Source organism: Bacteroides sp. D1, assembly GCF_000157095.2.
In the GTDB taxonomy this organism is placed as follows: domain Bacteria; phylum Bacteroidota; class Bacteroidia; order Bacteroidales; family Bacteroidaceae; genus Bacteroides; species Bacteroides xylanisolvens.
This window is the reverse complement of sequence record NZ_JH114351.1, coordinates 25764-48314: the sequence shown is the minus strand read 5'-3', so window position 1 is coordinate 48314 and position 22551 is coordinate 25764. Positions and strand designations below refer to the sequence as shown.

The window sequence follows — 22551 nt, the reverse complement described above, 5'->3', positions numbered from 1 at the left end:
AAATATCAATTATTACTTATTTTTTACTATTTGTGCCATGAATTCTGCTTCGCAAACAACTTTCTCGCCGACAAACGCATATCCTTTCATGGTAGAAATGCCACGGCGGATAGGTGCCAGCAGTTCTACACGAAAGATGATTGTATCTCCCGGCACTACTTTCTGACGGAATTTCACTCCATCTATTTTCATGAAATAGGTAGAATAACGTTCAGGATCATCTACGGAATTCAAGACGAGCAAGCCTCCGACTTGTGCCATTGCTTCCACTTGAAGTACTCCCGGCATAACGGGCTCCTGTGGAAAATGTCCCTGGAAGAAAGGTTCGTTGGCTGTGATATTTTTAATACCTACAATGTAGTTGGCACCAATTTCAATCACTTTGTCCACCAGTTGGAAAGGATAGCGGTGCGGTAACAATTCGCGGATACGGTTTACATCCATTATTGGTTCACGGTTACAGTCGTAACTTGGTGCCTGTATTTCGTGCAGACGGATTTCTTTCCGCATCTGACGGGCAAATTTATTGTTGATGGTGTGTCCCGGACGGGTAGCGATGATACGACCTTTAATCGGTTTTCCAATTAGAGCGAGGTCACCGATGACATCAAGCAGTTTGTGACGGGCACATTCATTGGGCCAAACTAACGGTTTGTGATTGATATAGCCTAACTGATCGGCATCCATGTGAGGTACTCCCATCACATCTGCCAACTTATCGAAGCTTTCCTGTGACATCTTGCGTTCGTAGATTACGATCGCATTGTCCAGGTCGCCACCTTTAATCAATCCGGCGGAGAGCAACGGCTCTATTTCACGAACAAAGACGAAAGTACGGCTGGCAGCCACTTCGTCTTTGAAATTATGCATATCTTCAAGGGTAGCAAACTGATTCGGGATAATAGTCGAATCGTAAGAAACCAGTACATTCAGACTGAAATTCTCGTCAGGTAGTACAATGATAGAAGAACCAGTCGTTTCATCCCGGAACTCAATTTTAGACTTGATAATATAAAAGTCTTTGACGGCATTTTGTTCTACTGTTCCTACACGTTCTATTTCTTGTACGTAATATTGTGCACTACCATCTAAAATAGGAAATTCCGGTCCGTTAACTTGGATCAGGCAGTTATCAATGCCCAATGCGTAAAGGGCTGCCATACCATGTTCAATGGTGCTTACTTTGACTCCATTTTTCGACAATACAGTACCACGGGTGGTTTCTGTTACATTGTCGGCTACTGCGTCGATAGTTGGTTGTCCTTCTACGTCAATGCGTTGGATTTTATATCCGTGATTGTCCGGAGCTGGATTGAATGTTACAGTGAGATCAAGTCCAGTGTGAAGACCTTTCCCGCTCAGTGAAAAGCTATCTTTCAGCGTTTTTTGTTTCAGCATTGGTTACTTATTTACTTATTTAATAGTTGTTTTAATTCTTCTACTTCTTTGCGCAAGTTACGCAGTTCTTTCTGCATATCCGGCAGGCTTCTTTGTGCAATGGATGATTTGAAATATTGCTTCAGTTCCATAGGAGGAGTTCCGATAAGCTGGCTACCGGACTTGATGTCTCCCGGCACACCTGATTGTGCGCCTAATCCAACTTTATCTCCTATTTTAGCATGTCCTGCAATACCTACCTGGCCACCGATCATACACCATTCACCCACTTTGGTAGAACCGGCAATTCCGGCTTGCGCAGCCATAACGGTATGCGAACCTATTTCATCATTGTGTGCTATTTGTATCAGATTGTCTAACTTGACACCGCTGTGTACTACCGTAGCTCCCATTGTAGCACGGTCTACACACGTATTAGCACCTATATCTACTTTATCTTCCAGAATAACAATTCCGATTTGCGGAATCTTATCATATCCGTTCGGAGTGGGAGCAAAACCAAATCCGTCAGCTCCGATCACTGCACCCGAATGAAGGATACATTCATTACCTATGCGGCAATCATGATAAACATTTACATTGGAGTAAAGCAGGCAACTGTTGCCTATCTTCACGCCGTCTCCAACGAAAGTGTGCGGGTAAATTTGAGTATTATCTCCAATCACGGTATTTTCACCGATATAGGCAAAAGCACCGATGTATACATTCTCACCAATTTTGGCGCTGGGTGCAACGAAAGCTAATGAATCTATCCCTTGTTTCTTAGGCTTGCTCATCTCATAAAGATTGAGCAATTTAGCCAGACTTTCGTATGCATTGTCTACTCTGATAAGAGTAGCTTTAATTTCGTGTTCGGGAGTGAAGTCCTTATTAACCAAGACAATGCTTGATTGTGTTTCGTAGATGTAAGGTGTATATTTGGGATTTGACAGGAAAGAAATTGCTCCGGGCATTCCCTCTTCAATTTTAGCGAATGTGTGTACCGTAGCGTTTTCGTCTCCAATGATTTCCCCTTGGATAAATGCTGCAATTTGCTTAGCCGAGAACTCCATGTCTTTTATTTAAAATTTAATTAGTTCACAAATAACGGATTTTTTTTTCAGATTTCCGTGTTATTGCATGAATATTTTATACTTATCTGTGTAATCTCTGATAGCAGAGATAGTATTTCTTTACCTTTTTGGACAATAATGAGATGTTCAGCATGTCCGATGCTTCGGCAATATTTTTGATAGTGCCGTCTTTGTAGATAATATCAATACTGTCATCTGCCGGGTCATACATATTCTTTTCGATGCTGGGGGTAGAGACAAAATAGTTCGCTTCGGAAAGGGTTATGCCTAGTTGCTGGCTGATGTGCAAAGTTAATTCTTTTTTTCTGTCCTCACTAATAGGTTCCGACGAAATTTCCACTTTAAAGATATTTCGGTTTATCATTCCCGTGCTTAAAGTGGAAAGTACCTTATCTGTGTGGGTGCTCCACACTTTCAAGGCTGTCCATATATCGTTGTCGTCCAGCTGGATGAAATTCTCCAGACAGTCGGGGTTGTTATAGAATTCCGTTGGATTGATATCATTGTAAAGGAAAAAACGTAATGCAGGAGATGCAAACAGTTCCACTCCTTGTGAAGCCAGTTCTTTGGCACGCAAGAGAGTACTAATCAGCATCTTTTCGTATGCCACAGACGTCTTATGCAGGTATACTTGCCAGTACATCAGGCGACGTGCCGTGAGGAAATTCTCGATAGAATAGATCCCTTTGGATTCGACAACCAAACGGTCATCCGCTACATCAAGCATTTTGATAATTCGGGCGGAGCCGATGTTACCTTCCGTTACGCCTGTATAAAAGCTGTCGCGGCGAAGATAATCAAGCCGGTCCATATCCAACTGACCACTTACGAGTTGATGCAGAAAGCGTTTCGGGTATTCGTCCTTGAAGATTTGAATGGCAAGACTCAGCTGGCCGTTCATCTCTTTGTTCATCCGTTCCATCAACATAAGAGAAATCTCTTCGTGCGAGACTCCTTTTACAATCGTGTCTTCCAGTACATGCGAGAAAGGACCGTGTCCTATATCATGCAACAGGATGGCGGCCTGCACGGCTTCCGCTTCACTATCAAAGATAAAATTGCCTTTGGAGGCCAGTTGGGTGATAGCTTCACTCATCAGGTGAAAAGCGCCTAAGGAGTGTTGGAAGCGGGTATGTTGTGCACCGGGGTACACAACAGATGACAATCCTACTTGCTTGATGCGGGTAAGACGCTGTAAAAGGGGATGCCGTACTATATCGTACAGTAACCCCTTTGGAATATTGATGAACCCGAATACGGGGTCGTTAATTATCTTTCTTTCGTAAGGCATTCGTTTTCTTTAGAGATCCTTTTTCCCTTTTCAGAGAATTGCTTTGAGTTGTTCAGCCATTTGTGCTTGTACTTCTTGTGCGGCGGTGCGGGCAGCTTCTGCAAATTTCTCTGTTTTATCTACGTAGATAATACCACGCGACGAGTTAACAATCAATCCGCATGTACTGTTCATACCATATTTGCAAACTTCTTCGAGTGAACCGCCTTGTGCTCCCACGCCTGGTACGAGAAGGAAATGGTTCGGGACAATCTTGCGGATGTCCTCAAAAGCACGTCCTTGAGTAGCACCTACCACATACATCATGCGGTCATCGCCAGCCCATTCCTGTGATTTGCGTAATACTTTCTCGAACAGACGTTCGCCGTTTACGTCTTCTGTCAATTGGAAGTCATGAGATCCTTTGTTGGAAGTCAATGCCAACAGTATAACCCATTTGCCTTCGTAGGTAAGGAACGGAGTAACGCTGTCTTCACCCATGTAGGGGGCTACTGTTACAGAGTCGATATCCAATTCTTCAAAGAATGTGCGGGCATACATTGCAGAAGTATTTCCGATGTCACCACGCTTTGCGTCAGCAATGATGAATTGATCCGGATAGTTATCTTTGATATATTTTACTGTCTTTTCAAATGCGATCCATCCTTTTACACCCATGCTTTCATAGAAAGCCAGATTGGGTTTGTAGGCGATACACAAATCAGCTGTCGCGTCAATGATTGCTTCGTTGAATGCGAAGATCGGATCTTCTTCTTTCAACAGATGTTCCGGGATTTTCTTGATGTCAGTATCAAGTCCTACACAAAGGAATGATTTCTTGCGCTTTATGTTTTCAAATAATTGTTGCTTATCCATCTTGTTATTTACTATTTTGCAATTTACAATTTACTATTTTAAGAAACCGTTCTCAACTCTCAATTCTCAACTCTCCACTTCTCTAAAGTTCGCTTTCTTTCAGGCGTTCTGCATTTTCCGCTACGATCAGATGGTCGATACAATCCTGGATATCCCCGTCCATGAAGGCTGCCAGATTATAGATTGTATAGTTGATGCGGTGGTCGGTGATACGTCCCTGGGGATAGTTGTAAGTTCGTATTTTGGCTGAACGGTCTCCGGTAGATACCATTGTCTTACGTTTGGAGGCAATGTCATCGATATATTTCTGATGTTCTTTGTCGTAGATAAAAGTACGGAGACGGGCCAAGGCGCGTTCTTTGTTTTTCGGCTGGTCGCGTGTCTCGGTACATTCGATAAGGATTTCTTCGGCAATACCGGTGTTCGGGTTCTTCCAGATATAGCGCAGACGTACTCCGGATTCTACCTTGTTTACATTCTGTCCGCCGGCACCGCCGCTTCGGAAAGTGTCCCATTTGATTTCTCCTTCGTTGATGACTACATCGAATTCTTCAGCTTCGGGAAGCACGGCCACGGATGCGGCTGAAGTGTGAACACGTCCTTGCGTTTCCGTCGCAGGAACACGCTGTACGCGGTGTACTCCCGATTCGTATTTTAAAATTCCGTATACATTATCGCCTGTCACACTACAAACAATTTCTTTGAATCCACCGGCTGTCCCTTCGTTCGCATTGGAGACTTCCATTTTCCAACCTTTGGTTTCACAGAATTTGGCATACATACGGAAGAGGTCGCCGGCAAAGATAGCTGCTTCGTCGCCTCCTGCACCTCCGCGGATTTCGAGAATAGCGTTCTTGCTGTCTTGCGGATCGGCAGGGACAAGCATCAGTTTGATTTCTTCTTCCAATACCGGAAGGCGCTCTTGACTATTGTCCATTTCTTCTTTCGCCATTTCGCGCATTTCAGCGTCCGATTCATTGGCAAGGATATTTTTAGCTTCTTCAATATTACCCAGTAATTGGATATATTCTTTCCTTGCTTTCATCAAGTCGTCTAATTCCTTATATTCTTTAGTCAACTTGACATAACGTTTCTGGTCGGCAATCACTGCCGGGTCTGTGATAAGGGTAGATATTTCTTCAAAACGGGCTACGAGTCCGTCTAATTTTTCTAGTATGGTACTATTGTCTGCCATTCTTTAATATCTAAATTCTCCGAATTCGCTCTTAATGATTAATTCTGTTTGCTCGCATGCTTCAACACGTCCTACAATCTGTGCCGGGATACCGAATGACTCGGAGATAGCTATCACTTTTTCTGCATGTTCCGGTGACAGGTAGACTTCAAGACGATGTCCCATATTGAATACCTTGTACATTTCTGCCCAGTCCGTACCGCTTTGTTCCTGGATCGTTTTGAATAAAGGAGGAACAGGGAAAAGATTATCTTTTACTACGCGTACGTTTTCTACAAAATGCAGAACTTTAGTTTGTGCACCACCGGAGCAGTGTACCATTCCGTGGATTTCCGGACGCAATGCATCAAGCAATTTTTTGACTACCGGTGCGTATGTACGAGTAGGAGAGAGTACTAACTTACCTGCATTAATTGGAGAATCTTCCACGCTGTCTGTTAGTTTTAATTTACCGGAATAAACTAACTCTTCAGGAACTGCAGCATCATAGCTTTCCGGATATTTTTCAGCAAGATATTTTCCGAATACGTCGTGGCGGGCACTTGTTAAACCATTACTGCCCATACCGCCATTGTATTCTTTCTCGTAAGTAGCTTGTCCGTAAGAAGCCAGACCAACGATCACGTCACCCGGACGAATATTGGCATTGTCGATAACGTCTGAACGTTTCATGCGGCAAGTTACGGTAGAGTCAACGATGATGGTACGTACCAAATCGCCGACATCAGCAGTTTCACCACCGGTTGCATATACGCCTACACCCATTTCACGGAGTTCGGCCAGCAATTCGTCTGTTCCGTTGATGATGGCGGAGATTACTTCTCCGGGAATCAACAGTTTGTTACGTCCAATAGTAGATGAAACAAGGATATTGTCTACGGCACCTACACAAAGGAGGTCGTCGATATTCATAATCAATGCATCCTGTGCAATACCTTTCCAAACGGATAAGTCACCCGTTTCTTTCCAGTACATATAAGCAAGAGATGATTTGGTTCCGGCACCATCGGCATGCATAATGTTGCAATATTCCGGGTCACCTCCCAATATATCGGGAATAATTTTACAGAATGCTTTCGGGAAGATTCCTTTGTCGATGTTCTTGATGGCGTTGTGCACATCTTCTTTTGATGCGCTTACTCCACGCATCATGTATCGTTGATTACTCATGAGTTATAGAATTATTTTGTATACGGCTGCAAAAGTACAGCTTTTTTTTGGTACAGCCAACTAGGTACTAGTAAATGTTAATCATTAACTTTTATACTTTGGGATATTCTATTGAAAAGGAGAAGAATAATAGAAAATTAAGAGTTAAATTCATAGTTTTCATTACTATGAATTTAACTCTTAATATAGAAGTGTTTTATCTAATGAAAAAATGCCGAGATAAATATCTCAGATGATATCAAGTATCTTTTTGGGTAAATCAAATCTTTTTTAGAATTCTACCTTCGGAGCTTTCTCGCTTCCTTCTTCTGCTTCAAAATATGCTTTCTTATCGAAGCCGAACATTCCTGCAAAGATATTCTTCGGGAAACGGCGGATATTGGTGTTATAAGCTTGTGCAGCATCATTGAAGTTTTTGCGTGCTACATTGATACGATTTTCCGTTCCTTCCAGTTGAGCTTGAAGTTCCAGGAAGTTCTGGTTAGCTTTCAGGTCCGGATAATTCTCGGTGATGGCTAATAACTTGCCCAATGCTGATGTTACAGCACCTTGTGCTTTTTGATATTGCGCCAGCTTTTCCGGTGTCAGGTCGGCAGCATCTACTTTGATTTGAGTAGCCTGGCTACGTGCGGCAACAACTCCTTCCAATGTTTCCTTTTCATGTGTCGCATATCCTTTCACTGTGTTTACCAAGTTAGGAATCAGGTCGGCACGACGTTGATATTGAGTTTCTACATTTGCCCATTGACCACTTACATTCTCGTCCATAGTAACCAGACCGTTATATACACTTACTGCCCATATAACAAGGATAACCACAACGGCTAAGATGATAATAATTGACTTCTTCATGTTTCTAATTATTCTATAGTTTTTGTTAATTTATCAGGGTTTTGACGAACGTCCCAAACTGTCACAATGATTACATCCTTATTAGCATCAACGTAATAAATAAGTTTATAATTAGTGTCTACTACTAATGCTCTGTAACAGAGTGTAACTCTTTCTGAAGTATTTAGAATGTTTCCCGCATTTGGGAAAGTTCTAAGCATCTCTGCTTCTTTGATAAGTTTATTATGTAATTTAGCAGCTATACGTTCGTTTTTTGTATATTGTAATGTTTGTAAATAAACTAATTCTAGCGTTTGCAAAGCCGATTGAGTCCAAACAATATTTGTCATTTCATATAATATTTGAGAACATCCTCATGTGAAACAATTCTTCCTGCCTTGACATCCTCCATACCTCTATTGATTGCGATCTCTAATTCTTCTTGAGTATGTGGTAATAACCATGATTTTTGTTCCAATTCGTTGGAGAATCGAAGCATTTCTTTGAGCTGATTTTCTTCCATTAACATAACTCGTTCCATAATTTTCTGTCTCATGGTGATGGTGTCCATACCGTAAGAACCAGTTGGCTCATGGACAACTTTTTCTTGTTCTTTTTTTTCTTGATATTCTTTATTCTCTTTCATTTTCTTCTGTCTTAGTCATTAGGTAAAGTTACTAATTTATTTCGAAACTAGGGCATTGGATAACATTTATTTTAGAAACGAGAACCGGCACCACCGCCTCCGCCCATTCCTCCGCCAAAGCTGCCTCCACCGAAACCGCCTCCGCCTCCGAAACCACCTCTGCCTCCGCCAAAACCACCAATGAACGGACCGCCTCCGCCGCCGCCCCGGTGATGGTAATCATTGTCATAACTTTGCTGGCGGCGTATGATGGTATGTCCGCAGTTTCTACATGTATAGGTGACATCTTCGGTCTTCACTCCATTAATCCGGGATACGACTCTGCTTCCGCTTCTCTGCAATTGATGTTTACCGCAATTCGGACAGCGACTTTGTTTGCGTGCCGAAAAGAAAGCAAGACCTCCGCCAATGGCGATAAAACAAAGGATAGCAAGAATAAAATCAAAAGAACCACCGTCATTCGAATCGGAGAGAGCATCATTTTCCATCGAACCGTCGAGCCGCTGGCAAGTCGCTTTTAGACCAGCCACCATTCCTGCATCCCAATTCCCATCTTTGAGGTAAGGAATCATATACCTTGTTTGAATCCTTTTGCAGATAGCATCAGGAAGTACTCCTTCCAGGCCATAACCGGTATAGAACTGTATACAGCGTTGATCGGTGACTAATAAAATGACCAATCCATTGTTTTTGCCTTTTTTTCCTACACCCCATTTATTAAGCAGCTGATGACAGAAGTCGAAACAATCTTCTTCTCCAATTGAGGGAACTACGGCAACCACTGTTTCAATTCCTGTTTGTTGTTCCAAGGCATAAAGCATGGAGTCTATACTGTCACAAGCAGCCTGTGAAAGTATTCCTGCCGGGTTGCAAACATATTGCATTTTGTTTTGCAGGTGAACTTTCGGAAGGTTGTCCACCGTGTATACTTTCTCTTGAGCTTGTAGTGGGAACAGAAGAAAAGTTGCTAGTATAAAAGTTAATATTGATTTCATAACGCTTGTTTTATCTTTGCAAATATAGAAACTTTTTCTGTTATGAATCTAAAACTCCTTGTTATAATAGGTTTAATGGATGTATCGTCCGACGAATGCACGGACTCGGTCGGTGTACTCCTGTTTATTCTCTTGGTATGAAACGGCATGAGCGGCTCCCGGCACAATCCATAGTTCCTTGGGCTCCGGTTTGGCTTCGTAAAGCGGGTATACCATCCAGGTAGGCACATACGTGTCTTTGTCCCCGTGGATAAATAACATTGGAAGTTGTGATTTGGCTACCTGTTTCAGTGAAGAAGCTTCTTTGAAATTCCATCCATATTTCTTCTCGCAAAGCCAGCTTGTGGTGTACATGAGTGGAAAAGGAGGAAGATGGAAACTTGTTTTCAACTCGTGTGAGAATTCATCCCATACACTGGTGTAACCGCAATCTTCTACAAAGCATTTGACAAATGGCTTTTGTTCCTCACCAGATACCATCATGGTGGTGGCACCTCCCATTGAAATTCCGTGTACAACCATTTGCGTGCTGTCTCCGAAGATTTCATTGGCGATGTTCATCCATTGCAACACGTCCCAACGGTCTTTCCAGCCCATTTGAATGGCAGGGCCTTCACTTTCTCCCTGATGTTGCAGGTCAGGAAGTAATATATTATATCCTAAATCACGATTATACAGATAACCGATCATAAACATGCGGATAGCATTATCCGTATACCCGTGTACAATGACTGCGGTCTTGCTGGTAGGTTGGGGAGCAGCCACATAATAAGCATGCAGTTGTATTCCGTGCGGGTTAATAATGAAAGTGTCTTTCAGTGCATCCACTTGTTTCAGACTATCCACCCATGGACGCAAGAAAGGGTAGTTTTTATACATAAAAGGATAAGAGTCAGCATCTTTAGACAAAATTTTGCCATTCGGAGTCAATGAGAAGTTTAACATATAAAAACTTCCTCCGATGGTGCAGCCGGTCAATGCCAGCATGATAAAAATGATGCTATATACTACTTTTCTCCTCATAAAAACTTCTCTCTAACCCTTATTTATGCCATATCTCCCAGGCGGCAAATGCCTGAAGCAGGAGCATTTCCAGACCGTTTTTCACAACAGCCCCTTGTGCTTCTCCTTTTTTCATGAACAGCGTAACGTTCGGATTATATAACAAATCGTAGAGCAAATGGTTTGGTGTCAGAAGTTCATAAGGGATATTAGGGCAGAAATCTACCTTAGGAAACATTCCTACGGGGGTACAATTGACAATGACTGTGTATTCTGCCATAATTTCGGGAGTCAGTTCTTCATAAGTCAGCATATCGTCGGCTTTGTGGGTGCGCGATACGAAGATGCTTTCGATACCTAGATTCTTCAGACCGTGGTAGACAGCTTTGGAAGCTCCGCCGGTACCCAAAATCAACGCTTTCTTGTGATGAGGCTGCAACAAGGGCTGGATAGATTGAGTGAATCCAATGATATCGGAGTTGTAACCCACCAACTTGACTTTTCCTTTTGGCTGGCGAATGATTTTAATCACATTGACTGCGCCTATCTTTGCGGTGTCACGATCGAGTTCATCCAGAAAAGGAATCACTTGTTCTTTGTAAGGGATGGTGACATTGAGCCCGCACAGGTTGGGATTCTCTTCGATCACTTCCATGAAGTTATTGATACTGGGAATCTCGAAATTCACATACTCTGCATTGATTCCTTCGGATTTGAACTTCTCATTAAAGTATCCGATAGAAAATGAATGTCGCAGAGGATAGCCGATTAAACCATATTTTTCCATAATATAATAAGGGTTAAATTAATCATTCACAATGAATTGCTATTTTGTTGCGGTATAAAGAGTGCAGATGCCAAAGGTCAGCCGTTTGAAGTTGACTTCGCTAAATCCGGCTCGGGCGATGACTCCTTTCATCACTTCCCCTTGAGGAAATACTTTGATGGTATCCGGCAGATAGCGGTAGGCACTGTTATCTTTGGAGAGCAGTTTGCCCAATAATGGAATGACGACTTTAGAGTAGATGGAAAATAACTGTTTCATCGGGAAACGGTCCGGAGTGGTAAGTTCCAGAATCACAAGATGACCGCCCGGTTTCAATACACGGCACATTTCGGAGAGTCCTTTGTCGAGGTCTTCGAAGTTGCGGATACCGAAAGCTACGGTGATGGCGTCAAAATCATTGTCGGCAAAAGAGAGTGAAGTACAGTCCTCCCGGGCAAAAGAGATCTTGTCCGACAGTCCTTCCTTTTTTACTTTTTCACGTCCCACATTCATCATGCCTTCCGAGATGTCCGTCCCGATCAGTTCGGCAGGCTGTAGTTTGCGGCAGGCGAGGATAGCAAAATCTCCTGTGCCGGTAGCTACGTCCATCATACGCTGCGGTTGGAAAGGGCGTAACCAGGCAATCGCTTTTTTGCGCCAGCTGCGGTCGATACCTAAAGATAAGGTATGGTTCAGCTTATCGTATGCATGCGCGATGTTGTCGAACATTCGTTCCACTTGCTCGGTCTTTTTTCCTTCTTCGTCGTAAGGCTTGATATGTTGTTGTGGGTAGTCCATTCTTTTTAATTGATAGTTGATAAATGATAGTTGGAAGATGATAGTTGATAAATGATAGTTGGCGGATAATAATTAAGGTTGAAGTTATATGCGATGAATTGCATACGAACTGTCATTCATTATCTGTCAACTATCATTTATTATCTGTCATTTGTTGACTATCAACGATTCAAGAACGTTTCAACGTTTTTGAATATACGTTCAGCGATGTTGGTGGTATCTTCTTTCACAAACTTCTCACCGGTGATGTTTTCGAACAATTCGATGTAACGGTCACTGATGCTTTGTACGATAGCCGGAGTCATTTCAGGCACTTTCTGACCGTCTTTGCCCTGGAAACCGTTTTCCATCAACCATTCGCGAACGAACTCTTTAGAAAGTTGTTTCTGTGGTTCGCCTTTTTCGAAACGTTCCTGATAACCTTCAGCATAGAAATAACGGCTTGAATCCGGAGTGTGGATTTCATCCATCAGGTAGATAGTACCGTTGTGCTTGCCGAATTCGTATTTTGTATCTACGAGAATCAGTCCGCGTTCTGCTGCGATTTCAGTACCGCGTTTGAAAAGGGCTAATGTATATTTTTCGAGGATTTCATACTCTTCTGGAGTAGCCAATCCCTGTTTCAGGATTTCTTCTTTAGAGATGTCTTCGTCGTGTAATCCCATTTCTGCTTTCGTAGTCGGAGTGACGATCGGTTCGGGGAATTTTTGGTTTTCGCGCATTCCGTCCGGCAATTTCACGCCGCATATTTCGCGTACACCGCTTTTGTAAGCCCGCCATGCGCTACCGCACAGGTAACCACGTACAATCATTTCCACCGGAAAACCTTCACACAACACACCCACTGTTACCATTGGGTCCGGAGTAGCCATTTTCCAGTTCGGACAGATGTCAGTAGTGGCATCGAGGAATTTAGCTGCAATCTGGTTCAGCATTTGTCCTTTGTAAGGAATACCTTCAGGTAGTACTACGTCAAAGGCCGAAATACGGTCGGTTGCTACCATGACGAGTTTTTCGCCGTTGATGTTGTACACATCGCGCACTTTTCCGTGGTACACACTTTTCTGTCCCGGAAAGTTGAAATCTGTTTTTGTTAATGCTTTCATAATGATATATATATTAAAATTTCGCTTCTTTATCGAACTTTTCGTAAGCATCCACGATACGTTCCACCAGTTTATGGCGTACAATATCTTTCTTATTCAGTTCAACAAAACTGATCCCTTTCACTCCCTTCAAGATGCGGAGGGCTTGCACCAATCCTGACGTTTGTGAAGCGGGAAGGTCAATCTGTGTCATGTCTCCCGTCACAATCATCTTGGTGTTCATACCCATACGGGTGAGGAACATTTTGATTTGTTGTGCGGTAGTATTCTGGGCTTCGTCCAATATGACGACTGCATCATTCAGCGTACGTCCGCGCATAAAGGCTAACGGGGCAATCTGGATAATGTTCAATTCCATGTATTCCTTTAACTTGGCGGCAGGTATCATATCCTGCAAGGCGTCATATAAAGGTTGCAGGTATGGATCGATCTTATCTTTCATGTCGCCGGGCAGGAAACCGAGCTTTTCTCCGGCTTCTACGGCGGGGCGGCTAAGAATGATTTTTTTGATTTCTTTGTTTTTCAATGCACGCACGGCAAGGGCAATAGCGGTGTATGTTTTTCCCGAACCTGCCGGACCGATGGCGAATACCATATCATTCTTGGCGAATCCTTCTACCAGTTTCAACTGGTTTTCGCTTCGGGGGATGATAGGCTTGCCCGTGACGCTGAACACAATCACGTTTCCTGTCTGTTCCGCTTGCGGAGCATTTCCTTTTATAATGTCAATGATGACTTCTTCTTTCAGTGAATTATATTCGGCGCAGTACTTTTCAAGTTTGGTGATATTTTCCTCGAAGGCACACATTTCCTCCTCGTCGCCCAGCACTTTGATGACATTGCCTCGGGCAACTATGCGTAGCTTTGGATATAAAGCTTTAATTAACTGTATGTTGGCGTTGTTTACACCGTAAAAAATAACCGGATCAATGTCCTCAAGAACAATCAGCTTCTCTATCATTAAGTTGTATTAAAGAAAAATTTCTGCAAATTTAATCAAACGTTTTGGATTCTCTGATTGTTTGGAGGTGAATTTTATTGCATTTTATACTCATCTCCCGATTATCTGGCGGTGATGTGGAAACATCCTTGCTTCAATTCATATTTGATGTAGCATTTTTCAGCTTGTCGCAGGTCTCTTAAAACCTCGGACAAGACAAGTTTCAGTGTATCGGCACTTACATCCTGTAACGGTCTTCCATCCTTGTCTTCTACCTTTTTGAAACGTTTCCAACTGACATCAAAGGTGGCTCCAAAGCAGTGTGCCGAGTTGGCGGAAGCATTTCCGTTGCGACGGCGGAGGCGTTTCACATCGTTTTCGGTACGCAGTACGGAAGTAATAATTACCTGGTTGGGGTTTAGACCTTTGGCTGCCAATGAATCGAGGAAATTGGAACCGATTGTATCGAGCAGTGCACTGGCACGCGGTACGAGATAGGGGATAGAGTGTGTCAGTGAATCTACTACATAAAACTCATTGTCGGTAATATGAGTTAGCTTTTCTTTCATATCTTCTGCTGCTTCCCGGTCTGCCAATGGACGGATACCTATCTTTTTGGCTACTTCCAGATGTGCGTCATTCAAATCAGGGAAAGAACGTTTATAGCTGACGACGCCACGAATATTGCGTGGCTCATTCAGTTTCAGCGACATGTCTTTCTTTTTGCAGCCCGAAGTAAGCGTTGTAAGCCCAATAACTAGTAAAAATAGCGGTAATATGCGAAGCTTATAAATAGTCATTTTATATTTTTTGCTCGCAAATATACGCTATTTTTTCATACGTTCCATGCTTTGCATTATTTTCAATTCCATACTTTTGAGGTTATTCCAAAATATTCTCTGGTATTTCAGGATAGGTATTTAATATACCTATTATGGTATAATCTGTATTGTCAATTGTTGTTTTTAGTGTGGGTACTATTGTATGTTCGCTTCTGGTAAGAGCTTTTTCTACAAGTTCTTTCCAATCTACACCTAGAAATCTTGATATAAGATTTAGGACAGCATTTGCACTCGTAACCCCATCGTATAGCTCAAATCTTAATTTGTGAGGGGTGGGGGGAACTGATGCATCCGTGAAATTTTCTTGTTCGTCAGATGTATAATTTAATGTTAAATAAGGTATGGCGTATGTAGGAGACGAGTTGCCGGAACCGCTTTCTAACTTGGTGAAAAAGTCGTATGTTCCTTTTGCTATTGGAGTGTGAGATAGTTCGTCTCTAAACTCAATATAACGGAAAAAATAGCATTCTTTAGCTTCATTGTTAATCAGATAAACTACAGTGCCATTGGAAAGTGCCGGATGATTACTTTTTTCTATAGCGTACGCCAAATAGCTGTCTGTTATTTTAATTCTTAAATCAACTGTTTCGTTGGTGATATTATCTTTTACTTTCACCTTTGTTTCTCCTTTCTTTTTTGGGGTGACCCTTAAGCTTCCCATTCCTATCGAACTGGACAAATCTACATCTATATTTAAAATGTCAGTTTTTTCTACAGTTACGGTGTAGTCCCTGTTTCCACCTGTGATGGTGATATTGGTTGTTCCTAACAAAGGTCGTTCGTAATACTCTTTTTCGAAGGATAAAGAATATATCTTTTTTTCATCGTTATTTCCACAGCTAAAAAAGATAATTGTATAGAGAAATGACAGTAGTGCTCCAGGTAAATGTTTTGTCTTCATGATTATTCTGTTTTATAGTTTTGCAGGAGAGATATAGTTTTATAAGTTCCTGTATTGATGTTGGAGGCAAATATAAAGATTTTATCAATGTGTTGAAGTAAATAGTGTATTTATTTCTTGTCCTCCAGCTATTTTCATACATTTGTAGCGGTTTATAAAAATAGGCCACTTTTCCACTAAACATAACACACATGAAAACAGATTTCGATTACAATTCTATGCCCGTTAGCTTCGCTCATTGCTTGAATGGACATTGTTTGCGTGCGGACAAATGTCTGCGACGACAAGTAACTCTCCGAATGCCGAAAGAGCGGGCTGCTGTAATGGTTATTAATCCCGAACATGTCACCTCCGATGGTGAAGACTGTACTTACTTTATTGATGAAAAGCCGGTGTTGTTTGCACGGGGAATGAAACATTTGCTGGATCGGGTGCCGCTTGCTGATGCCACCGTTATCAAGCGACAGATGATAGCCTACTTCGGCAAAACGATCTATTATCGTTGTTGCAATAAAGAACGGTTGATTAAACCAAAGGAACAAAAGTATATACAAGAACTTTTTCGAAAGAGGGGAGTTACAGAAACGCCTCAATATGATGAATATATCGAATACTATGATCTTGGGTAAGTATATCCGTTAGTTCCGGTAATCCCATATATTGTGGGAAAGTATTCTCTTATATTATGGGAATTTATTCCCTCAAAATGAGGGAATAAATTCTCTCCAGCTAGGGAATCTTTTCCCACAATATGTGGGACTACCGGGGGCTGTAATACCCTGATAATAGTTGGCTGCCTTTTTTTTATCTTCGGGTTGGGTTGACATTTATTATGTAGTAAGCGTCTCGGTGATGCCATATTTTCTATCTTAATTTTTCCTTTTAGCTTTGCGTCATAATAAAAAACCACATCTTATGACTGCACATGACTTGTACACCCGTACCTTATCGGATTATAAATCCTGTTTATGTTCTTCTCCTGCCTTAACTCTTCGTAGTTATTGCCGTGAACGACATGTAAACTACCATGGTATGTGTCTTTGGCTTTCCCGTCACGGCATCAGTATCCGTGAGTTGCGTCCCTCCTCTTCCGTCACCACCGCTAAAGAGCCTGCATCCTCTTTCAGCCGTTTGCTTCCGGTCTGCTCTTCCCCTTCCTCCTCTCCGGATATGCTTTACGGGGTTACCATCACTTTCCCTGACGGAGTGACTGTCTCTATCAAGCAAGGCAGCTCTTTTAGCGTCAGCCGTTTTATCGACCGTTATAACAGTAAAATTCAGGAGGAAGAGTCATGTTTGCTTTAACCGATGGCATGCATTATTATCTGTGCCAGCATTATGTTGATATGCGTAAAGGCATGACCGGACTTTACCGGCTTGTCAAGTCCGACATGTCCCTTTCTCCCGTTTCGGGTGATGTATTTGTGTTTTTCTCCCGCAAACGTGACATGGTTAAAATTTTGCGGTGGGATACGGACGGTTTTATTCTCTATCAGAAACGACTGGAAGAAGGTACCTTTGAGGTTCCCCGTTTTAATCCCGATACAGGGTCTTATGAGCTCTCATGGAAGACTTTTCTTTTGATAATGCAGGGCGTCTCGCTCCGGTCTGCCAAATGCAGGAAACGGTTCCGGTTGAAGTGATACACTGATGTAATAATCTATATATCAATATATTACATTACAAATACTTCGCTGATTTATTTGTCTTCCGGTTCTTTTTTCTTATCTTTGACACATGCAAAAGGACCGGCTCATAGAACTTCTGGAGGATCAAATCAGATCTTTAAAAGAACAGCTTGAAGCGGCTGCCAGGCGTGAGGAGCATGGGCAGCTGCTTATCTGCGAATTGACGATGCAGGTCCGGCAATTAACCGAAAGTGTCCATTCATTAGAAGAGGCGTTGACCTTGAAAAATGGTAAACTGAAAAAACAGGAGAACATCAGTCGTGGCTTAGGCAAACTTATAAACAACGAGTCTGAAAAGCAGGTACCGGGTAAAGCGGAGGCGGTCCGGCAGACGGCTCCCTCCCGTCCATGCCCTTCTCCCAAAGAGCGGGGAAACAATAAATCCAAACGCAAGGAGCATTTTGAACTGGAAGAGAAGGTAATCGAAGTCAATCCCGAACATCCCCTTTTCAGCATATCCCTTGCCAAATTCATGGGATACCGTGATTCTATCCGTTATGTCTACACTCCTCCGAAATTTGAAAAGCTTGTCTACCGGCAAAACATTTATAGCTTAAACGGAACAGTCTTCTGCGGTTCCGCTCCCCAGGCACCTTTCCTTAACTCAAACTACGACGGATCTTTTGTAGCGGGTTTATGCCAGTTGCGCTATATCTACTCTATGAGTGTGGAGCGGATTATCGGCTTCTTCCGTGAAAGCGGATTTGAGCTTGAAAAGCCCACCGCGCATCACCTGCTGGGCAGAGCGGCCGAAGTGTTGGAAAACCTTTACAGGGCGTTGAGAATGGCCGTGCTTGAAGACTCTTATCTTTGTTGTGATGAAAGTTACCACAAAGTCCTTGTGGAAGAGAAGAACAGTAGAGGCAAAGGGGTAAGGCAGGGGTATATCTGGGCGGCCGTCGCGGTCAAGCAGAAATTGATACTGTACCTCTACGAGAATGGCTCCCGTAGCGGGAAGGTGCTTTTTGACCTTCTTTCCGAATATGAGGGGACAGTACAAAGTGACGCATACAGTCCGTATAGAAAATTGGAAAGTGACGCCTATCCGGGAATTAAAAGAATCGCCTGCCTGCAGCATGTCAAAAGGAAGTTCCTTGAGGTACAGGAGGAACCGGAAGCACAAAAGATCGTTGAACTGACGAACAAGCTGTATCAAAAAGAACATGAACACTGTGTTGGTCGACAGGGATGGACAGACAAAGATAACCTCAGGCACCGGAAAAGGTATGCGCCGCAGATACTCAGCGAAATAAAAAGGGAACTGCTCAGGATAAAGAGTAAGCCTGACTTGCTTCCCAAAAGTGAGATGGCGGGAGCGGTTGACTATATGCTCTCGCAATGGGAGGCCATTAAGGGCATCTTTACTGAAGGATATTACTACTTGGACAATAATTTGGTCGAGCGGTACAACCGATATATATCACTGTCCAGAAGAAATTCCCTTTTCTTTGGAAGCCATAAGGGGGCGGAAAGAGGTGCCTTATTTTATTCGCTGGCCTGTTCATGCAGAATGCAGGGAATAAATACCTTCGAATATATCACGGAGGTAATCAATAAAGCGGCAAAGCTACCACCAAATACGGACATAAAGGTATATAGAAATTTATTGCCGGACAAATGGAAAGAAAATAGAAGTAGGATTGAAACATAAAGAGGAGATGCTACTTCTATTTTTTGAGGGGGGGGACGGCATCGCCGAGACGCTTACATTATGTAGGTATTATATAGCAGTTCCGGTATGAGAAATGCATGATGAAAGTATGAGAAATACCGGTTTTTTATGACATTTCAGGCAAAATACTATGAGAAACACCTTTTTAAAAAGTATTTCTCATAGTGCTATTGCTTTGAATTACAGATAATTATCATGTGAAGTATGAGAACATGAGAAATGATTTCGCGAAATCATTTGGTTCTTAATCAAATTCCGTGCTACTTATTTATGTTCAATAACCTTATTCATGGCTATTCCGGGGTACTTTAAGATGCATATAGCTTGGATAATTTATTTGCTATTTCTAATATGCCGATATCCCTTTATCCATCAACCTTTCAATGAGCTTTACTAGCACGGAATTTGAAGAAGAACCAATCATTTCTAGTGCGTATTAGATTACTGCATCTTTCAGCCATTTTCCGAAAAAACGGTCATAGACAATATACCCATCTGGTGTATTATATATCAGTTCTTTATTCAGTAAGGATTTTAGTGCCACGTTAACGCTGCTGGGCGTTTTTAAATGATGCTTTTTGATGAAGTCATTGGCATTTATGCTTTTTATACAGCCTTCTGTGGCAATAGCTTTCAATAAATCTACTTGATTGTTGGTTAGTAGAGTCAGGTTACTTTGATATATGGTTTCCTGTTCATCTAAAATGTCGTTTATACATCTATCTACCAGTCGGTTATCAATGGGGTTGATTTTCTTTTCATACAATCGGTTGAGTATACTTTGGACGTACCATGTGTGTCCGTTTTCAAGTTGGTACAAATAAGAAAATGTTTCTAGTGTCAACTCTCTTTTTTCCTTAGCAAAGAATGAGTGTGCGAACGAATAATAATTCTCCAGTGGGATTTCCGTTAATACAATGATTTGGGTACTTTGATAAAAAGGACGTTTTGCAGAAGTAAACATTTCTTCCATTACATGCTTTTTACTTCCGGAAAAGATAAAATGTACATTGGGCATGAATTGGATATGAGAGCGGAGCAATGCTTCTACACCTTTTTCCGGATATTCTGTAATTTGTTGGAATTCATCAATGGCAAGATAACACTGTTTCTTTGAGGCTACCATATAATTGAGTATTTCTTTCAATGTTTGTTCAGCGTGGGTAGGAGCAAAGTCTAATGTTACGGTAGGCATACCACTTCTTTCGTCAGCGCTGATAATAGGACGGCAAGATTTGAAGAAAGCAGTCATTTGCCGGAGTATGTTTTGGGACAGAGTATCTAATTCTCCAAGTACATTTTGAGCAAGTAACTGGATGAATGCTTTTAAATCACGTGTGGAGTAAATGTCCATATAAAAATAGGCAGCATTCGGATTATTTTCCCGCTTCATTTGATAGAATACATTTTTGATGAGTCCCGTCTTTCCCATGCGTCGGGGGGATATTAAGGTCAGGTTACGTTCATTTAGTAAAGCTGAAATCATTTTATCAGTTTCTTTCTCCCGATCGCAAAAGTATTCGGGACTGTTGTAACCGTATACAAGGAATGGATTGTATGGCTTCATGACTTATTACATATTTTACGTTACATGTTTTATGTAACACAAAGAACGTAATAAATCTGGAATATTCAAAGATTTATTTGAATTATATAAAAAACAAACGCTGATGAGAACAAGTAATCATTCTTTTCTCATCAGCGTATATTATGTCGGATTACAACTATTTCTTATCTTTTTTCTCGTCAGCTTTAGTTGCAGGCTTTTCCTCCGTTTTGCTTTCCGGATTAATAATACCTTTCACAGTTTCACCGATAGGAAGCTTGTCCAATACGCCAAGGCTCGGAGCTACTGTCTTTACTAATGTATTCAGGAAATTGCTAGTTCCACCGTTTCCTCCGTCGAATACAGTGATATTTCCCAAGTTCATGTGTTCGAACGCCTTTACCTGTTCGCCGGCGATTTCCTTCCATTGGTCTACCATCTTATATTGGATAGCGATAGCCGGATTCGATTCGGCTGCTCTTACCATTGCTTCGAAACCTTCCGCTTCAGCAAGTAATGACCGTTTCTTACCTTCCGCTTCTGCTTCCAGTTTCATTTGGATAGCTTTTGCTTCCGCTTCGGCTTGTGCTAAAGTAGCCTTTGCACGTGCTTCCGCTTCGCGGGTAATCTTTTCAGCGATGGCATTTGCCTGAAGGATGGCTTCCTGTCTGGCGATTTCCGCAGGAACAATCTTTTCAGCCTTCAATGAAGATTCCACTTTCCGTGCCTTAGCTTCTTCCACTTCCTTTTGCGCAATTTCGCGTGCCGTTTGTACGGCAGCTTCCGATTTTGCGGCAGCTTCACCTGCTTGCTTATCGGCATTGGCTTGTGTTACAGCTAGTTCCGCATTGGAAAGTGCTACCTCTTTCTGTGCGTCATTTCGTCCGATGGCAGCTTTCTTGGCAGCTTCCGCCTGTTTGATTTCCATATCCGAGTTTAGTTCGGCAACACGGCTTTCTTTTTCTGTATTTGCCTGCTCGATACGGATATTCTTTTCAGCTTCAGCCTTTGCTACTTGTGATTCTTTTTCTGCATTGGCAATGGCTACTTGCGAGATTCTGTCCTTATCCGCATTTGCAACGGAGATTTCCTGTTGTTTCTTTGTTTCTGCAATAGCAATATCCTGATCTTTGCGGGTTTCTGCTACTTTCGTTTCACGTTCCTTTATCTGATTGGCAATTTTGATAGCACCTAGCTTTTCCTGTTCTTCGATGTTAGCCTGTGCTTCGTTCAGTGCTTTACTTTCAGCTTCCTTACCTAAGTTGACAATGTAGTTGGCAGCGTCGCGAATATCACTGATGTTGATGTTCATCAGATACAAACCGAATTTGCGAAGTTCGGTATCGATGTTATCTTTCACTTTAGCCAGGAACTTATCTCGGTCTGAATTTAATTCTTCGATAGTCATATCGGCGATCACCATACGCATCTGACCATATACAACATCAGTAATTAAGTTCTGCTTGTCATCCATTGTTAATCCCAGCATACGTTCAGCAGCATTTTGCATCACTTCAGGATCGGTGCTGATAGCTACAGTAATTGTAGTCGGCACATCTACACGAATGTTTTGAGCGGATAATGCACCGGTCAGTTTACATTCGATCTGCATTGGTTTCATGGATAAGAATTCATATCCCTGAATAATCGGCCATACAAAAGCCGCACCACCATGATATAGTTTTGCAGACTTCTTATCTCCTCCCGTTTTACCATATACAACGAGGACTTCATCACTCTTACATTTGCGGTAACGCGAAAGGATACCAATAAAAGTGAGTAGGATGACTGCCACTAATATAGCAGCCATGATTAACATTTCTTGTGTCATAAAAT

The 22551-nt window shown here is 42.1% G+C and carries 23 protein-coding genes; 4 read left to right on the top strand and 19 right to left on the bottom strand.

Annotation, left to right across the window (positions count from 1 at the left end; all coding sequences use genetic code 11):
- Positions 1 to 12: 12 nt before the first annotated feature.
- The 17 genes from BSAG_RS00160 to BSAG_RS00240 form a co-directional block, all read right to left on the bottom strand.
- Positions 13 to 1398: a bifunctional UDP-3-O-[3-hydroxymyristoyl] N-acetylglucosamine deacetylase/3-hydroxyacyl-ACP dehydratase gene (locus BSAG_RS00160; protein WP_004301699.1), complete on the bottom strand. Its 1386-nt coding sequence runs from the start codon at positions 1396 to 1398 to the stop codon at positions 13 to 15.
- Positions 1399 to 1409: 11 nt separating this feature from the next.
- On the bottom strand, positions 1410 to 2450 hold the full coding sequence (lpxD, locus tag BSAG_RS00165; protein WP_004315687.1) for a UDP-3-O-(3-hydroxymyristoyl)glucosamine N-acyltransferase: 1041 nt from the start codon (positions 2448 to 2450) through the stop codon (positions 1410 to 1412).
- Between the two features lie 82 nt (positions 2451 to 2532).
- Positions 2533 to 3762, bottom strand: coding sequence for an HD domain-containing protein (locus tag BSAG_RS00170; RefSeq protein ID WP_004308539.1), 1230 nt, complete (start codon positions 3760 to 3762; stop codon positions 2533 to 2535).
- Positions 3763 to 3792: 30 nt separating this feature from the next.
- On the bottom strand, positions 3793 to 4617 hold the full coding sequence (gene pyrF, locus BSAG_RS00175) for an orotidine-5'-phosphate decarboxylase (RefSeq protein WP_004315686.1): 825 nt from the start codon (positions 4615 to 4617) through the stop codon (positions 3793 to 3795).
- Between the two features lie 82 nt (positions 4618 to 4699).
- The gene (gene prfA, locus BSAG_RS00180; RefSeq protein ID WP_004301709.1) at positions 4700 to 5812 is read right to left on the bottom strand and encodes a peptide chain release factor 1; all 1113 of its coding nucleotides are present in this window, start codon (positions 5810 to 5812) and stop codon (positions 4700 to 4702) included.
- Between the two features lie 3 nt (positions 5813 to 5815).
- The gene (locus BSAG_RS00185; protein ID WP_008997792.1) at positions 5816 to 6982 is read right to left on the bottom strand and encodes an AIR synthase-related protein; all 1167 of its coding nucleotides are present in this window, start codon (positions 6980 to 6982) and stop codon (positions 5816 to 5818) included.
- Between the two features lie 270 nt (positions 6983 to 7252).
- Entirely contained in the window at positions 7253 to 7834 is a 582-nt protein-coding gene (locus BSAG_RS00190; protein ID WP_004315685.1) for a LemA family protein, read from the bottom strand.
- An 8-nt stretch (positions 7835 to 7842) separates the two neighbouring features.
- Positions 7843 to 8163, bottom strand: coding sequence for a type II toxin-antitoxin system RelE/ParE family toxin (locus tag BSAG_RS00195; RefSeq protein WP_008645477.1), 321 nt, complete (start codon positions 8161 to 8163; stop codon positions 7843 to 7845).
- A complete protein-coding gene (locus BSAG_RS00200) occupies positions 8160 to 8459 on the bottom strand; it encodes a hypothetical protein (RefSeq protein WP_004315684.1) in 300 nt (99 codons plus the stop codon). Before BSAG_RS00200 ends, BSAG_RS00195 begins: the two co-directional genes overlap by 4 nt.
- Before the next feature lie 71 nt (positions 8460 to 8530).
- On the bottom strand, positions 8531 to 9454 hold the full coding sequence (locus BSAG_RS00205; RefSeq protein WP_004315683.1) for a TPM domain-containing protein: 924 nt from the start codon (positions 9452 to 9454) through the stop codon (positions 8531 to 8533).
- 72 nt (positions 9455 to 9526) lie between these two features.
- A complete protein-coding gene (locus tag BSAG_RS00210) occupies positions 9527 to 10477 on the bottom strand; it encodes an alpha/beta hydrolase (protein ID WP_008017214.1) in 951 nt (316 codons plus the stop codon).
- A gap of 19 nt (positions 10478 to 10496) precedes the next feature.
- A complete protein-coding gene (locus tag BSAG_RS00215; protein WP_004315681.1) occupies positions 10497 to 11243 on the bottom strand; it encodes a shikimate dehydrogenase family protein in 747 nt (248 codons plus the stop codon).
- Between the two features lie 39 nt (positions 11244 to 11282).
- Positions 11283 to 12020, bottom strand: a complete 738-nt coding sequence (gene ubiE / locus BSAG_RS00220; protein WP_004315680.1) for a bifunctional demethylmenaquinone methyltransferase/2-methoxy-6-polyprenyl-1,4-benzoquinol methylase UbiE — start codon at positions 12018 to 12020, stop codon at positions 11283 to 11285.
- A 161-nt stretch (positions 12021 to 12181) separates the two neighbouring features.
- A complete protein-coding gene (locus tag BSAG_RS00225; protein ID WP_004315679.1) occupies positions 12182 to 13126 on the bottom strand; it encodes a phosphoribosylaminoimidazolesuccinocarboxamide synthase in 945 nt (314 codons plus the stop codon).
- A 13-nt stretch (positions 13127 to 13139) separates the two neighbouring features.
- Positions 13140 to 14087 (bottom strand): PhoH family protein, encoded by a 948-nt coding sequence (locus BSAG_RS00230; RefSeq protein ID WP_004315678.1) that lies wholly within the window; start codon positions 14085 to 14087, stop codon positions 13140 to 13142.
- A gap of 101 nt (positions 14088 to 14188) precedes the next feature.
- Positions 14189 to 14866 carry a DUF5715 family protein gene (locus BSAG_RS00235; RefSeq protein ID WP_008020814.1) on the bottom strand — a complete coding sequence of 226 codons (678 nt, stop codon included), beginning with the start codon at positions 14864 to 14866 and terminating at the stop codon, positions 14189 to 14191.
- An 82-nt stretch (positions 14867 to 14948) separates the two neighbouring features.
- Positions 14949 to 15809, bottom strand: a complete 861-nt coding sequence (locus BSAG_RS00240; RefSeq protein WP_004315676.1) for a hypothetical protein — start codon at positions 15807 to 15809, stop codon at positions 14949 to 14951.
- A 191-nt stretch (positions 15810 to 16000) separates the two neighbouring features.
- On the opposite strand from BSAG_RS00240, the gene BSAG_RS00245 reads away from it, so the two are divergent.
- From BSAG_RS00245 to tnpC, 4 genes are all read left to right on the top strand, one after another.
- Positions 16001 to 16438: a DUF6078 family protein gene (locus BSAG_RS00245; RefSeq protein ID WP_008020821.1), complete on the top strand. Its 438-nt coding sequence runs from the start codon at positions 16001 to 16003 to the stop codon at positions 16436 to 16438.
- A gap of 286 nt (positions 16439 to 16724) precedes the next feature.
- Entirely contained in the window at positions 16725 to 17114 is a 390-nt protein-coding gene (locus tag BSAG_RS00250) for a hypothetical protein (RefSeq protein ID WP_008771132.1), read from the top strand.
- Positions 17102 to 17452 carry an IS66 family insertion sequence element accessory protein TnpB gene (tnpB, locus tag BSAG_RS00255; RefSeq protein WP_004315673.1) on the top strand — a complete coding sequence of 117 codons (351 nt, stop codon included), beginning with the start codon at positions 17102 to 17104 and terminating at the stop codon, positions 17450 to 17452. The genes BSAG_RS00250 and tnpB overlap by 13 nt, the downstream gene beginning before the upstream one ends.
- A 94-nt stretch (positions 17453 to 17546) precedes the next feature.
- The gene (gene tnpC, locus BSAG_RS00260; RefSeq protein WP_004315672.1) at positions 17547 to 19148 is read left to right on the top strand and encodes an IS66 family transposase; all 1602 of its coding nucleotides are present in this window, start codon (positions 17547 to 17549) and stop codon (positions 19146 to 19148) included.
- A 457-nt stretch (positions 19149 to 19605) separates the two neighbouring features.
- On the opposite strand, the gene BSAG_RS00265 is transcribed toward tnpC, so the two are convergent.
- Positions 19606 to 20736 (bottom strand): AAA family ATPase, encoded by a 1131-nt coding sequence (locus BSAG_RS00265; RefSeq protein ID WP_004314175.1) that lies wholly within the window; start codon positions 20734 to 20736, stop codon positions 19606 to 19608.
- A 157-nt stretch (positions 20737 to 20893) separates the two neighbouring features.
- Positions 20894 to 22546 carry a flotillin family protein gene (locus tag BSAG_RS00270; RefSeq protein ID WP_008645467.1) on the bottom strand — a complete coding sequence of 551 codons (1653 nt, stop codon included), beginning with the start codon at positions 22544 to 22546 and terminating at the stop codon, positions 20894 to 20896.
- Between the last annotated feature and the right edge of the window lie 5 nt (positions 22547 to 22551).